This is a genomic window from Nodularia sp. UHCC 0506 (genome assembly GCF_034931045.1).
GTDB lineage: Bacteria > Cyanobacteriota > Cyanobacteriia > Cyanobacteriales > Nostocaceae > Nodularia.
Genome location: NZ_JAYGHH010000003.1, coordinates 82787 through 96921 on the forward strand (window position 1 = coordinate 82787; position 14135 = coordinate 96921).

At 41.8% G+C, this 14135-nt stretch carries 11 protein-coding genes and 1 riboswitch; of the genes, 6 read left to right on the forward strand and 5 right to left on the reverse strand.

Annotated elements, in window-relative coordinates:
• Positions 1–180 precede the first annotated feature (180 nt).
• Both VB654_RS03570 and VB654_RS03575 read right to left on the reverse strand, forming a co-directional pair.
• The gene (locus VB654_RS03570; RefSeq protein WP_323212071.1) at positions 181–1059 is read right to left on the reverse strand and encodes an NAD(P)-dependent oxidoreductase; all 879 of its coding nucleotides are present in this window, start codon (positions 1057–1059) and stop codon (positions 181–183) included.
• 304 nt (positions 1060–1363) lie between these two features.
• Positions 1364–2533 (reverse strand): class I SAM-dependent methyltransferase, encoded by a 1170-nt coding sequence (locus tag VB654_RS03575; RefSeq protein WP_323212072.1) that lies wholly within the window; start codon positions 2531–2533, stop codon positions 1364–1366.
• Positions 2534–2941: 408 nt separating this feature from the next.
• On the opposite strand from VB654_RS03575, the gene VB654_RS03580 reads away from it, so the two are divergent.
• The 4 genes from VB654_RS03580 to VB654_RS03595 all read left to right on the forward strand — a co-directional run bounded on the left by VB654_RS03580 (position 2942) and on the right by VB654_RS03595 (position 7871).
• Positions 2942–3979, forward strand: a complete 1038-nt coding sequence (locus tag VB654_RS03580; protein WP_323212073.1) for an AI-2E family transporter — start codon at positions 2942–2944, stop codon at positions 3977–3979.
• A gap of 87 nt (positions 3980–4066) precedes the next feature.
• Positions 4067–5116: a type 2 isopentenyl-diphosphate Delta-isomerase gene (fni, locus tag VB654_RS03585; RefSeq protein ID WP_323212074.1), complete on the forward strand. Its 1050-nt coding sequence runs from the start codon at positions 4067–4069 to the stop codon at positions 5114–5116.
• A 59-nt stretch (positions 5117–5175) separates the two neighbouring features.
• Complete coding sequence (gene sppA, locus VB654_RS03590) at positions 5176–7011, forward strand: signal peptide peptidase SppA (protein ID WP_323212075.1); 1836 nt, start codon at positions 5176–5178, stop codon at positions 7009–7011.
• Positions 7012–7652: 641 nt separating this feature from the next.
• A complete protein-coding gene (locus VB654_RS03595) occupies positions 7653–7871 on the forward strand; it encodes a DUF4327 family protein (RefSeq protein WP_323212076.1) in 219 nt (72 codons plus the stop codon).
• A 65-nt stretch (positions 7872–7936) separates the two neighbouring features.
• On the opposite strand, the gene VB654_RS03600 is transcribed toward VB654_RS03595, so the two are convergent.
• The 3 genes from VB654_RS03600 to VB654_RS03610 form a co-directional block, all read right to left on the reverse strand.
• On the reverse strand, positions 7937–9193 hold the full coding sequence (locus tag VB654_RS03600) for a protein kinase domain-containing protein (protein ID WP_323212078.1): 1257 nt from the start codon (positions 9191–9193) through the stop codon (positions 7937–7939).
• 187 nt (positions 9194–9380) lie between these two features.
• The gene (locus VB654_RS03605; protein WP_323212079.1) at positions 9381–11378 is read right to left on the reverse strand and encodes a serine/threonine phosphatase; all 1998 of its coding nucleotides are present in this window, start codon (positions 11376–11378) and stop codon (positions 9381–9383) included.
• 239 nt (positions 11379–11617) lie between these two features.
• A complete protein-coding gene (locus tag VB654_RS03610) occupies positions 11618–12229 on the reverse strand; it encodes an rRNA large subunit pseudouridine synthase E (protein WP_323212080.1) in 612 nt (203 codons plus the stop codon).
• A gap of 140 nt (positions 12230–12369) precedes the next feature.
• Positions 12370–12466: riboswitch (TPP riboswitch) on the forward strand.
• A gap of 6 nt (positions 12467–12472) precedes the next feature.
• Here VB654_RS03610 and thiC point away from each other — a divergent pair.
• Both thiC and VB654_RS03620 read left to right on the forward strand, forming a co-directional pair.
• Positions 12473–13846: a phosphomethylpyrimidine synthase gene (gene thiC, locus VB654_RS03615; RefSeq protein ID WP_323212081.1), complete on the forward strand. Its 1374-nt coding sequence runs from the start codon at positions 12473–12475 to the stop codon at positions 13844–13846.
• A gap of 111 nt (positions 13847–13957) precedes the next feature.
• Positions 13958–14125 carry a PCP reductase family protein gene (locus VB654_RS03620; RefSeq protein WP_323212082.1) on the forward strand — a complete coding sequence of 56 codons (168 nt, stop codon included), beginning with the start codon at positions 13958–13960 and terminating at the stop codon, positions 14123–14125.
• The last annotated feature ends 10 nt before the right edge of the window (positions 14126–14135 follow it).

The following is a 14135-nucleotide window of genomic DNA, read 5'->3' on the forward strand; positions in this document are numbered from 1 at the left end:
GGGAGAGCTACGCTAACGTAATTCGTAATTCCGAGATTACAAGCGTTTCATTGATTTGCAAGAGTTGCCTTATTTACGCCATGCTGTATTAGTTTCTAGGATCTGGGGGTTGGAAAAAACTTTCCCCCTGCACCCTGCCCCCTGCCCCCCTGCCTCTTCTCCCCTACCCCCCTGCCTCTTCTACTCCCCACTTGCTTCTCCCCATTGATTAATAGCGGAAAATATGGAAGAGTAGTCATCATTAGCAAAGGACATTTTTACGGCTGTTTGCACAAGTTGGCGCACAGCTTCAATACTTCCCAGATCCAAACCCAGAGATTTGGCTTCTGAGATAAACAAATCTGTATCTTTGAGCAAGTGTTTTGTGGGGAAATTGGGATTAGTATAATTGCCATCCAACATCCGCCGCAATTTTTTGTCAAAGGTAGGCGCATAAAGCGAACTTTCACGCAGGATTTGCATAAATAAATCTATGTCGATATCTTGACGCTCAACAAAAGCTAAACTCAGCGCAAAGCTAGTTGTTAGGGAAGCTATTAGTTGATTGAGTGCCAACTTCACACCGGACGCAGCTCCTACCGAACCTACAAGTACAGGTTTGGAACCAAAATTTTGCAGTAGTTTTAAATGGCGTTGATATTGTTCAGGTTCAGCGCCTACCATCACAATCAACTTGCCAGCCTTTGCTTCGGGAATACTACCTAATACGGGAGCTTCTATATACTCGCCACCGCCACCAATTACGGCATCTCTAATTTCTTGGCTTTCTGTAGGAGTAATAGTCCCCATCTGAATTACAGTGCGTCCTTCTAGAGTTCGCCAAGAGGTATCAGAAAGCAAAACATGATAAATTGCTGCGGCGTTAGTCAACATGAGAATAATGCAATCAGCCGCACGAATTGCTTGGCGGGGATGTAGGGCAATTTCCGCACCAGCTGCCTGTAATGGGGCTAATTTTTCTGGGGTGCGATTGTAGGCTACTAGCTCGATGTTGGCTGCTAACAACCGTTGAGCCATTGGTAATCCCATGAGTCCAGTTCCCAGAAATGCCACCTTCATTTTTTACGTTCCTTTATTACAGGTGTAGCTAGTCGTATGTTTGATTGTACGCTTAGTGAACAATTATCTTTGTCCAGTGATAACTGTTCACTGTTCACTGATAACTGACTAAAAATTAGCCACCTGCGGCAAATGTCACCATAATAATCACCGATAGTAAAATGCCGGGGCTAAGTAGTGTTATCAATAAAAAAAGTTCATGCGCCGTCATAATTAATACTTTCCTGTTGAATTTATCTGCACAGTAATCAATGCCATGCTAATCTATATCGGCATCAGATAGCATTCTTAGCTTTTTGGTATTTTAGCTTGGTATCGTTAGTCCTTTTAGTGGTTGAGCTATTTCTGTCGGCTGGAGTCCTTTGCTTTGAATTAGCACTCCAAAGTTACCTAATTCTGTAGGGTCTATGAGTTGGTGTAATGCCTCTCGTCGTTGTAGAAGTTGTGAAAGGGGTAATTCTTGCTGAGAAATGGCTGAAATACGCTCGCCTAAACCCAAAGCCATTAAAAATAAACCTTGCTGGATAAACCCAATTTTTTCTAACTTGAAGCGATCGCCCCAGCGTTCCAAAGCTGTAAAATCAACATGGGCAGTAATATCTTGCGTCCCGACGTTGATATAAGGATTATTGTGGTGGCGATGATTGTAGTAGCATTGTAAACTTCCTTGCGAACGCCTGGGATTATAATAACGATGAGCTGGGTAGCCATAATCAATAGTTAACACATACCCCCGATGCAAGCGGTCGGCTACAATACTCAACCAGTCACCAGCAGCTAAATTAATTTCGCTGCGATAGCCATGTTCATAACCACGAGAAGTTAAATCAATCTCGACTAAATCCAGATATTTTTGCAGTTCAGGTGTAGAAAGTTCTCCCGTCACTTCCACAAACGGCTCAGAATCATCTTTTCCGGTTGTCACATAAACTTCGTGCATTTCCCCATCTACTAAAATAAACTGATGCACAGGCAAAGCATCCACCAATTCATTAGAAAAAAAGCAGCCAGTAATTGAGTCAGAAGGGATATCTGCTAAACTGCACCAACGGACAGTAAAATCTTGCAAGCGTTGCTGCTGTTCTCGCTGAAATCCTGGCGACTTCTCCACAATCACATAATCCAACGCCGCAAAAAAATCTGGATGATGTAGCCCAGAGTAATTGAGGATGTGCATAGCCAGCAGTCCTTGACCGGCTCCCATTTCCACTAAAGAAAAAGGTACAGGACGAGCTAAAATCTCCCACATCTGCCAAAATTGTTCCGCCAGTAACTCGCCAAAATCGGCACCGAGATGAGGCGAAGTAAAAAAATCAGCACCCTGAAATCCAATTTTCACAGCATGACTGGAATAGTAACCGTGTTCAGGGTGATATAAAGCCAGATCCATAAATTCAGCGAAAGTAATTCGCCTTTGAGGAGTGGTAGAAATATGATAGGCGATCGCGTTACACAATGCTGAATTGGAACTCATGGAAAAGCTATCAAAATTGTAAAGTGGGTAATGGCTACGTCAGAGCGAAAGCCTCACCCACCATTATCCTTGATTTTAAATAATCCCTAATTTAAAATTGTGTCGCCTCAATCTGCATCATCCTTATCCTGCACATTCCCCATGATTATCAGTCAATAAGTTATCTATATCTGACGTAAAAGGGCAATCTTTAGGGAATTGGTTATCATATTATTTAGTCATATTCTTAACGGCATCTTATAAGCTTTTTGACTTTTGACTTTTGATTTCACGGCAGTATTAGTCATTTCATCCGCAAAACGTCACCGTAGGCAGATGTAATTATCTCAAATTAATTAGCACAATTATTTTCAGAAGATATTAACGATGAGCATACACAAATATAATAATCTAAAATTTATCTAAATTATGAATGAGCCAAGCATCAAAAGGTTTTGGGAACAACTGAATAATACAAAATTGATCCGCTATGTATTACTATTAGCTCTGGGTTGGGCAATTGTGCAAGTTTTGGCTTATTTTTCCACAGTGATTATCATTTTTATATTTGCTGGAATTTTGGCATTTTTGCTGAGTTATCCAGTGAAATGGTCGGAACGGTTTGTACCACATGGCATAGCAGTTCTTGTGGTTTTTTTAATAAGTTTACTAGGTTTGGTTGGGTTGATAGCCACTCTAGGTTTTGCTATATTATCTCAATTTCAACAAATACTGGAACAAGCACCTCAATTTGTTGAATATGTTATTTCCCTGTTAGACACATTACAAAACATTCTAACTAGATTCAATTTGAAGGTTAATTTTCAAGTAATTGAGGAGGAACTACGCAATCAATTTTTAGCGGGAATTGGTACGGGATGGACAATTTTTCAAATTTTATTAACTAATTTAGTTGATTTAATTTTGATTGCCGTGGTAGCTTTTTTTATGTTACTAGATGGTAAAAAAGTTTGGGATTTTATTATCAAAGTTTTCCCGAAAAATGTTGGTAGAAAGCTGACTTTGGCAATCAAGCAAAACTTTTTAGGCTTCTTTTGGGGTCGTCTATTGTTATCTTTATTTTTTGGTATTTCCGTATTTATTGTATTTATTTTTCTTAAAATTCCTTATGCTCTCTTTTTAGCCGCGATCGCAGGTGTATTTGATTTGATTCCTGGGATTGGCGCTACAATTGGAATTACCTTAGTTTCTCTGATTATTTTACCTCAAGGAATTTGGGTGAGCATACAAGTAATTATTGGTTGTATTGTCCTTCAGCAAATAGAAGAAAATTTACTAATGCCCCGCATTATGCAAGGCTCAATAAATATGAATCCAGTCTTTATGTTCTTTGCCTTATTAATAGGGGCAAAAATTGCAGGTTTAGTAGGCATTTTTCTCTCAATTCCCATAGCGGGAGTATTGATTAGTATGTTTAAAATTGAAGAAATGCAGGGGGGAAATTAGAAAACCAAAGAAAAAAGTAATATAACACCATAAAATTCCGAGAACTGTAACAATAGTGATTACAAATGCTTTGAGTTAAATTTACCAGTGAACGCCCCTACCTACAACTCAGAACAAACCCAGTCGCGCAAAGCGGATCATATCCGGATCTGTTTAGAAGAAGATGTGCAATTTCATCAACTTAGCAGTGGACTGGAACGCTATCGCTTTCAGCATTGCTGCTTACCAGAACTAAACCACGACGATATTGATATTAGTACAACTTTCCTGGGTAAATACCTCGCAGCACCTTTGTTAATCTCTTCCATGACTGGAGGAACCGAACCAGCTGCAATAATTAACCAACGCCTAGCAAAAGTCGCTCAACACTATAAAATTGCTATGGGTGTTGGTTCTCAGCGCGTGGCGGTGGAAAAACCCCAGGTGGCTGATACCTTCGCTATTCGTAAGTACGCACCAGATGTTTTGTTATTTGCCAATTTGGGCGCTGTACAACTGAATTACAAGTATGGCTTGGATGAATGTCTCAAAATTATTGATATCTTAGAGGCTGATGCTCTAATTTTACACATTAACCCACTCCAAGAATGTATTCAGCCTAGTGGAGATACTAATTTTCGAGGCTTGCTTGACAAAATAAACGATTTGTGCGTGACACTAACAATACCAGTTATTGCCAAGGAAGTAGGTAATGGTATCTCAGCAGTAATGGCAGAAAAACTTTTAGCAGCTGGTGTCACGGCCATTGATGTGGCTGGTGCGGGTGGTACTTCTTGGGCAAAAGTGGAAAGTGAACGGGCGGAAAATGCCTTGCAAAAACGCTTAGGCAGGACATTTGCTGATTGGGGTTTACCCACGGCAGACTGTATCACAAGTATTCGCGCGATCGCTCCTAATATCCCCTTAATTGCTTCGGGAGGACTACGTAATGGCCTAGATGTAGCCAAAGCGATCGCTTTAGGAGCCGATATTGCTGGTTTAGCTATGCCTTTTTTACAAGCCGCAGTGGAATCAGAAACGGCATTGTATGATTTAGTTAAAGTGTTACTTGCGGAAATTACCACAGTATTATTTTGTACTGGCAATACCACATTAAATAACTTGCAGAATTCACAAAGTTTACAAAGAATAGAATAAATTGTCCCGCAATTTATCCCAAACTTGGGGCTACTCGCCAATTATGCTACATAACTAAAATGCGTAATTTTTTCAAACAAACTTTTGCCAGTCTACTAGGTACTGTACTAGGACTGATGATTTTCTTCGGTATCAGCACAACAGGAATATTATTACTGTTAGTTGCAGTTACCTCCTCTAGAGATACTACTCCCGAAGTCAAAGACAAGTCAGTGGTGGTTTTTGACTTGTCAATGAATATCACCGATAGCGCACCCGGTTCTAGCGAATTGCTACAACGAGCCTTATCAGGAGGCGAAGCCCCAAGGATGACACTCCGTCGTGTTCTGGATACCTTGGAAAAAGCCAGGCTTGATCCACGAATTGTCGGAATATATTTAGACGCAAGAGAGACAAATATATCCGGAAATACGGGTTTTGCTTCCCTGGCAGAAATTCACCGGGCCTTGGAGAAGTTCCGCGAATCGGGAAAAAAGGTTGTCGCCTATGGAGTGGGTTTAAGTCAAAGGGACTATTACCTGAGTTCCGTGGCCAATACAATCATACTTAATCCCATTGGCTTAATGGAAGTCAAGGGTTTGAGTAGCCAACCGATGTTCCTGACTGGGGCTTTAGAAAAGTTCGGCGTTGGTGTTCAGGTAGTGCGCGTCGGCAAATTTAAAGGCGGAATTGAACCATTTATCCTCAATGAATTGAGTCCAGAGAACCGTCAACAAACCCAAAAATTACTGGATGATGTTTGGGGCGATTGGCGGCGTACAGTGGGTTCTAATCGCAAAATTACCCCGGAAAAGTTGCAAGCGATCGCCGATACTCAGGCAATACTCACAGCCAGTGAAGCTAAAGCCAGTGGTTTGATAGATCGAATAGGTTACATGGATGAGGTAGTTACCGATCTCAAAAAATTGACAGCCAGCGACGAAACAGATCGCTCCTTCCGGCAAATTGACCTGAGAAACTACGCTCAAGTCCCCGGTAAAACTTTAGGTGTAGAACGCACCTCCCAAAATAAAATTGCTGTAGTTTATGCTGAGGGCGAAATTGTCGATGGGACAGGGGAAGATGGGCAAGTTGGAGGCGATCGCTTTGCCAGAGTCTTGAATCAAATCCGCCACGATCATGATGTCAAAGCTGTTGTTTTGCGAATTAATTCTCCCGGAGGTAGCGCTACAGCATCAGAGGTGATGCAGCGAGAAGTACAATTAACACGCGAGGTCAAACCAGTAGTGGTATCTATGGGTGATTTCGCCGCCTCTGGTGGTTACTGGATTGCAAGCGATTCCAGCCGCATTTTTGCCGAACCAACTACAATTACAGGTTCCATTGGCGTATTTGGATTACTTTTAAATGGGCAAGCACTGGCAAATGATAATGGCATTACCTGGGATACTGTCAAAACGGCTCGTTATGCCGACAATCAAACTTTGACGCGTCCGAAATCACCCCCAGAGTTAGAAATTTATCAGCGCAGCGTTGACCGCATTTATAGTCTATTCCTCGATAAAGTTGTTCAAGGTCGGAAACTACCAGCACAAAAAGTGGCAGAAATTGCCCAAGGACGAGTTTGGTCAGGGATAACAGCCAAAGAAATCGGTTTGGTGGATGAAATAGGTGGTCTAAATGCCGCAATTGCATATGCTGCCCAGGAAGCTAAACTGGACAACGATTGGCAATTGCAAGAATATCCCAGAGTCAGTACCTTGGAAGAACGCTTTTTTGGCAGGGCAATTCAAGAAATTGCAGCTATTTTAGAAATTGCCGGAGTATCAGTTCAACCTTCTAACCCTCTGATCGCAGAATTCCAGAAACTCCAACAAGAAATGCTCATTCTGCAAAAAATGAACGACCCTCACGGGATTTACACTCGTTTACCCTTTAATTTTCGGCTGGAGTAGGGATGGGGAGTTTCAATTTAAAAATATCCCATTGCTGAGGTAGGCAGGGGAGCAGGGAGCAGGGGGATAAAGAACAAAGATAGTCTGATGAAATGGGGCAATTTATTTTCTGGAAATCCCTCAAACCCTGTGGAGATATTTTATACAACGTCTCTAGACTCTAAATCTTTGCCATAATTATTAAATTTATATAAAGATTTATGAGAACTTTGTTTAAGTCTCGATGTTTGCGATAGTGTATATAAGGGTTAAATATGCGTAATCAATTGTCTTGTGCCATTACGCAAAAATCATCAAAAACCCGCAGGTTCTATGGTCTTTTAACAATCACAAAGATTCTGGTGACTATAAAACAAAAAAAATTTGCAGGTCGTCCCCAGTAATCGTCCATGTAATTTTTCGGACGGGTAGCTTTCTCGTATAGCATCCCCGATGATGGCTGGACTTTATTTAAGTTATGTAGTGGTGATTACCGTACAAAAACGAATTTTCCAACCAATTAGTAGAGTTTGTTATGGTATAGTTAGAAAGTTAAGACTAGCTTTGCCAATTACAATACTCCGCGCATCGATGACAATTGCAAAACGGAAAGCAGTTTTGATTAAGCATTTACCAAACATAATCTGAATTGAATCGAGGCTATGACTCAGCAAGTGATTCACCCAATGGTGAAATTGCAGCGTAACGTGCAATCACTCATCGAATCCAATATCATCAAACCAACTGATAGCATTTGGAAAATTGCATTACTCTATGGCAACGACTGGCAGCACTGGAAACAGGAACTGCAAGACTTTGGTTTTGAGATGCAAGATCCAATTGGCGATTTGCTAGCAGTAGAAGCTTGGGACGAAGAGTAGGGCATAAAGCATTGGGAGTAAATATTTTTCACACTCCCAACAGCCAAATTCCGATTGCCCACTCCCTACCCTTGGCAAGCAGCTAAAGCTACAGCCAGTTCTTTAGCACTTTGGTAGCGATCGCGTGGCAACTGCTGCGTGACGCATTCAATCACTTCTCTCAGTTGAGGGCTAATCGTGGGAATATTAACCACATCAAAGCGGGAACTTTGACCCCGGTGGCGATAAAACTTAAACGGATTTTCGCCTGTGAGCAGAAAAATTAGTGTCGGCCCAATGGCATATAAATCGGATTGAGTTAAGGGTTGTCCTCGTTCTTGTTCAGGAGCGCAATAACCTTCCGCACCAATGCGAGTGCCAGGGGTAGTACCAATCTCCTTCACAGCCCCAAAATCTAACACCACTACATGATTATTATGATTTCGCACCATCAGGTTAGCGGGTTTGATATCACGGTGTATTAGTGGTGGATTTTGGCTATGGAGATATTCTAATATGTCGCAGGTTTGAATCATCCAAGCGATCGCCTGACTGGGTGTGACTGGCCCACTAGCATAAACTCTTTTCTCTAAATCCTGTCCATGAATTAATTCCATAGCCAGGTATTTTTTGCCACCAACCACAAAAAAGTCGTAATACTTAGGAATCCCCGAATGATCTAGGGATTTGAGAGTATGGGCTTCCCGTTCAAATAACTCTTGCGCTTTGGCAATTTTAGCCATCTCAGCATTCATTTGCTTTAAAACCAACAATTGTGGTTTTTTTTCCATCAGACCTGTGCCATCCCAAGCGAGATAAGTAGTACCCATACCCCCTTGTCCGAGAGTTCGCAACACCTGATATTGACGAATTTTATGTTGAACAGACAGAGGCTGACCGCAATGAATACAAAATAAATTATGCGGCGAATTGCCTGCGTGGTTGCAAGTGTAGGCTGAATTGGCCAGAGTGTTTTTGAAAGATTTGCCACCTTCGGGCGATCGCATTAAAGTATTTGGTATCTTCTGCAACTGAAATTGTAATATTGGCCCTCCCTGCGCCAATTGCAGCAAAGAATTATCCGGTAAAAGACACTGAAGCACAAGCTTACCGTCTAAAAAAGTGCCATTAGTACCTTTACTGAACACTTCCCAAGAAGCAACATGATTATTTTTGGCAGAATTAACTTGCCTCAATTCTAAATGATGCCTCGAAACCAAACTATCAGATAAAACCACATCATTATCCCCCGACCGACCAATGCGAATGACGGAGGAACTTTCAAAGCACCACTGCTTGAGTGACGTTTTTTGTTGCGGTTCTAACAGAGTCAGAATAACCACAATACAACCTGCATAAGCTTAAACAATTAGGGATGAGAAATTAAGAATGGGGAAGTAATTCAATATAGTAACTGGTTTTTTGCTCATAACTCAGCACTCAGCCTCCTGTATGGGCGGGTTTACTAAAGATTTGGAAAAACCACAGACTAACTGCTGAAATCCGCCCCTACCCACTCAGCACTTATTCTTAACTGTCCGTATTTGGGCGGACTTTAGCCCGGATTAAGATAGCAGTAATATTGTCATGACCATTATATTGGTTTGCTAAATCAATTAATTCTGTAACTCCCTTTTCCAAGTTAGCGCCAGAACTGAGTAAGGGAATTAGTTGACTCTCTCCATGAGTTTCTAATACATCATTATCTGATAAACCATCAGATGCCAGGATAAAGAGGCTATCTTCCGTAATCTCGAAAAACTTGACATCAGGATTAATGGAATTGTGATCACGAGGCCCCAAGGCTTGAGTCAACTGGTAAGCATCGGGACGAGCATAGGCTATAGCAGCTTCCACTCCTCTAGAAATTTCTCGTTGACCTACTTCATGATCTACTGTGATTTGTTCTAATCCCCGCTTGCGTGTCAGGCGGTAAAGGCGACTATCTCCCACATGAGCGACTGCGGCTTGAGTACCTTGAATTAAGAGCATCACCAAAGTAGTACCCATCCGTTTAATACCAGAACGGACTTCTTCTTGATTTACCTCATAAATTGCTTGATTAGCTAAATGTACTGCCTCTATGAGCATACATTCCAGAGGGATTTGCTTTTCAACCCAATGTTCATCAAAATATTGTCTGAGAGTCTTAACTGCTAACTCACTAGCTACCTCACCCCCAGCGTGTCCACCCATACCATCGCAGAGAATATACAAACCACGGGCTTGTATGACTCGGTTTTTGGGCAATTCCAGTTTGCTGATTTTGGTTTCAATCCCAAAGCAGTCCTCATTGTGATTACGTTGACGACCGACATCGGTGCGTCCGGCATCTTCCAAACTACTCAATTGCATTGACAGTACAACCGTTGGCAAATCATCAGCTTTAGCCAAGAAATCCTCTAAATTGTCTGATTGCAAAATTGTGTGTGCAGCAGTATTGTTTTCTTCCATTGGCATTGGGTAAGAAGTTGTGGTGATGGGTGTTTCTAATTCATTAGCTATTTCTTCTAAACGCGATCGCAACTGCTCAATTGTCTGAATTTTACATAATTCCAAATCTTCTAAAATCTGGATGACAGAACCAAATTGAGTCCGTTGGGATTCTCTAAATAGTGTTTGCCAAACTTTCCCCAAAGCTTGGATAGTTAAAGGTTTCTCTGCGGTTGTCAATGATTCGACTTCGCCCTCTTCAGATGATGGCTGCTGAATTGGTTCATTCAGTTCTTCTACATATAATTGCTGTAGTGCCAATGTTTGGTCTTCATCTAAGCGTAAATTCGACAGAACCAACAAACTTTGACGACAATGCACTGTTTCCAATACATCCCAGAGTTGAGTCATCTGATAGAGACAATGTAAAATTTGTAACCCTGACGTTTCTTCAGATTGCCATAAATCGATTAACGACTGCCAATCAGAACGGTCTTCGATTAGTAGCACCTGCATATCAGATTGCTGCCAGGCATCATGAATTGCGGGGATACCTGGGTGAGTTTGAGATTGTAAGACAATATAAGCTTGAGCAAGGCGAGAAATTTCACTCATTTCCACTGATGGCATCATCAGTCCCTGTTGCTGATTAGCTAATATGGCCTCAATCGGCGACATTTGATATGGCTGACAGTCCAACACTTTCACACACATTTCAGCCTGAGACAAATGTTGTTCTCCAGCTGATAGCGGTTCTAACAATTGATAACGCTGTTCTTGGTCTAAATAAGAACCTGCGGCGAGTTTTAATAGAGAAATGGCGGGAGTCAGGGCGATTCCTTGATTATTTTGTCCTACAGTTATTTCTTCAGTTTCCTCCTCAGTTTCTAATTCCCAGACATCATTCCCTTCCTTAGCAATAATTGCTTGCCAAACTGTTCCGCATTCCGCACCACAGTTATGACAATGTTGTGCGTTCACCAGCACTTCGGTGCTGCACTCAGGACAAGCCTTGTGAGTCAGGGACGCACCACAGCTTTGACAATATTTGTTAGTGTTGGGGTTTTCAAATGTACACTGAGGGCAAATCAGCATAATGGAAGTTCCTTCATTCCCGTTCCAAGCTGCTTTTAGTCACTGATATCCAAAGTCTCACAATTGGCTGCCTCTGCCTAGAGTAGAAGTACAATTAATTGTGGTTTTACCAGTGAATTTTGTATTTGTATTAATTGTGACCCATGTTAGCCCAATATTTCAGATATTGGTAGCTATTTTTTCTCAGCATTTCTCAGCCTGAAGATGTAGACGATTTTAGCCTTACTTCCGCCTTACAGTCATCGCCTGAGCAAATTTTTGGTTTTTTTAGGCAATTTATCCAAAAATTCCAGTTCTGCTGACATCAAGTCACGCCACTCACCTAACTGTAAACCATCCAAATGGAGATGAGCTATGCTCACCCTAACTAGTCGCAAAGTTGGAAAACCTACAGCCGCAGTCATTCGCCGTACTTGACGATTTTTTCCTTCAGTTAATGTCATTTCTAACCAAGCCGTTGGGATATTTTTGCGAAACCTAATTGGCGGGTTGCGTTCAGGAAGAGGTGGTGCTTCTAACAACAGTTTGACTTGTGCTGGCTGAGTGCGGTAGTTTTGAATTTCTACACCTGTTTGTAACTGATTGATAGCATCCACATCAGGAATGCGCTCAACCTGCACCCAGTAAGTGCGTTCATGTCCAAAGCGAGGATGAGCGAGACGATGTTGTAATTGTCCATCATTGGTTAATAATAATAAACCTTCACTGTCCCAGTCCAAACGCCCCACAGGATAAACATCCTGAACCTGGATATAGTCCTTCAAGGTGCGGTGTTTCGGTGTTTCCTGCGTAAACTGGCTGAGAACTCCATAAGGTTTGTAAAAAATAATATAGCGGTAATGGTTAGCCATTAGTTATTAGTCATTGGTCATAGGTCAATTTTAATCGTTCATTTATATTCATCTGTGTGTAATCAAATTTGCCAGGCTGAGTTTCACCTCATGAATTGTAAACAGCCCGACCCGCATTTATAAGCAAGGTGATACAATTTCATTCATGCTAGGGGTGCCTGAGTTTTCAGGCTGAGATCACACCCTTAACACCTGAGTCTGGCTAATACCAGCGGAGGGAAGCTGTTTATCGAGGAATTCAATATGCGGACAGAATGGGTTGCCAAGCGTCGTGGACAGAGTAATGTTACTCAGATGCACTACGCACGCCAGGGTGTTATTACTGAAGAAATGCACTACGTGGCCAAGCGGGAAAACCTCCCGGCGGATCTCATTCGTGATGAAGTGGCACGGGGACGGATGATTATTCCGGCTAACATTAATCACACTAATTTAGAACCGATGGCTATTGGCATCGCTTCCAAATGTAAAGTTAATGCTAATATCGGCGCTTCTCCCAACTCTTCTAATCTTCAAGAAGAAGTGGATAAATTAAACCTAGCGGTAAAATACGGTGCTGATACCGTTATGGACTTGTCCACAGGTGGGGGTAACTTAGATGAAATTCGCACCGCTATTATTAACGCTTCACCTGTTCCCATTGGGACAGTACCAGTTTATCAAGCTTTAGAAAGTGTCCACGGCACAATTGAAAATCTCACCGCCGATGACTTTCTGCACATTATCGAAAAACACGCCCAACAAGGTGTAGATTATCAAACTATTCACGCCGGGATTTTAATTGAACATTTACCTTTAGTCAGAGACCGCATCACTGGTATTGTCTCCCGTGGTGGTGGAATTTTGGCGCGGTGGATGCTGCATCACCACAAACAAAATCCTCTGTATACCCATTACAACGACATCATTGAGATTTTCAAAAGATATGATGTTTCTTTTAGTTTGGGTGATTCCCTCCGTCCTGGCTGTACTCATGATGCCTCAGATGCTGCACAATTAGCAGAACTGAAAACCCTCGGACAGCTAACCCGCAGAGCTTGGGAAGATAATGTACAGGTGATGGTAGAAGGGCCTGGACACGTCCCAATGGATCAAATTGAGTTCAATGTCCGCAAGCAGATGGAAGAGTGTTCTGAAGCACCTTTCTATGTATTGGGACCATTGGTAACAGATATTGCTCCTGGTTATGACCACATTACCTCGGCAATTGGCGCAGCAATGGCTGGTTGGTACGGTACAGCAATGCTGTGTTATGTGACACCCAAAGAACATTTAGGCTTACCCGATGCTGAAGATGTCCGCAACGGTTTGATTGCTTATAAAATAGCGGCTCATGCGGCGGATATTGCTAGACATCGCCCAGGTGCGAGAGACAGAGATGATGAACTCTCAGCAGCCCGTTATAACTTTGATTGGAACCGTCAGTTTGAATTATCTTTAGACCCAGAAAGAGCTAAGGAATATCACGACGAAACTCTACCAGCAGATATTTATAAAACTGCTGAGTTTTGTTCCATGTGTGGTCCTAAGTTCTGCCCCATGCAAACCAAAGTTGATGCTGATGCGTTGACTGAACTTGAGAAGTTCTTGGCGAAGGAACCTGTAACTCAAGGTTAAGTTAATTCTCGTTAAATGTCGTTACTGGGGTTAACCTGGTAACGATATTAATGTTGAGGGTGAATTTGGAACAATCGAAATATTTATATTGAAATTAAACCCTAAAAATCAATGAGTGAATCAATTAAATGGACTGCTGACGCTGAAGCTAAACTCAAGGAAATCCCTTTTTTTGTCCGTCCTTTTGCCCGTAAAAACATTGAAACCTATGCTGAAGAGAATAGTATTTCTCTAATCACTCTCGAAATTTATGAAAATGTGAAAAAACAATTTAATTAAGATTTGAACT

Bases quoted from the DNA above. Each gene is read 5' to 3' on its own strand.
- VB654_RS03570 (WP_323212071.1), bottom strand. From the start codon at position 1,059: ATGAAGGTGGCATTTCTGGGAACTGGACTCATGGGATTACCAATGGCT.
- VB654_RS03575 (WP_323212072.1), bottom strand. From the start codon at position 2,533: ATGAGTTCCAATTCAGCATTGTGTAACGCGATCGCCTATCATATTTCT.
- VB654_RS03580 (WP_323212073.1), top strand. From the start codon at position 2,942: ATGAATGAGCCAAGCATCAAAAGGTTTTGGGAACAACTGAATAATACA.
- sppA (WP_323212075.1), top strand. From the start codon at position 5,176: ATGCGTAATTTTTTCAAACAAACTTTTGCCAGTCTACTAGGTACTGTA.
- VB654_RS03595 (WP_323212076.1), top strand. From the start codon at position 7,653: ATGACTCAGCAAGTGATTCACCCAATGGTGAAATTGCAGCGTAACGTG.
- VB654_RS03605 (WP_323212079.1), bottom strand. From the start codon at position 11,378: ATGCTGATTTGCCCTCAGTGTACATTTGAAAACCCCAACACTAACAAA.
- VB654_RS03610 (WP_323212080.1), bottom strand. From the start codon at position 12,229: ATGGCTAACCATTACCGCTATATTATTTTTTACAAACCTTATGGAGTT.
- thiC (WP_323212081.1), top strand. From the start codon at position 12,473: ATGCGGACAGAATGGGTTGCCAAGCGTCGTGGACAGAGTAATGTTACT.
- VB654_RS03620 (WP_323212082.1), top strand. From the start codon at position 13,958: ATGAGTGAATCAATTAAATGGACTGCTGACGCTGAAGCTAAACTCAAG.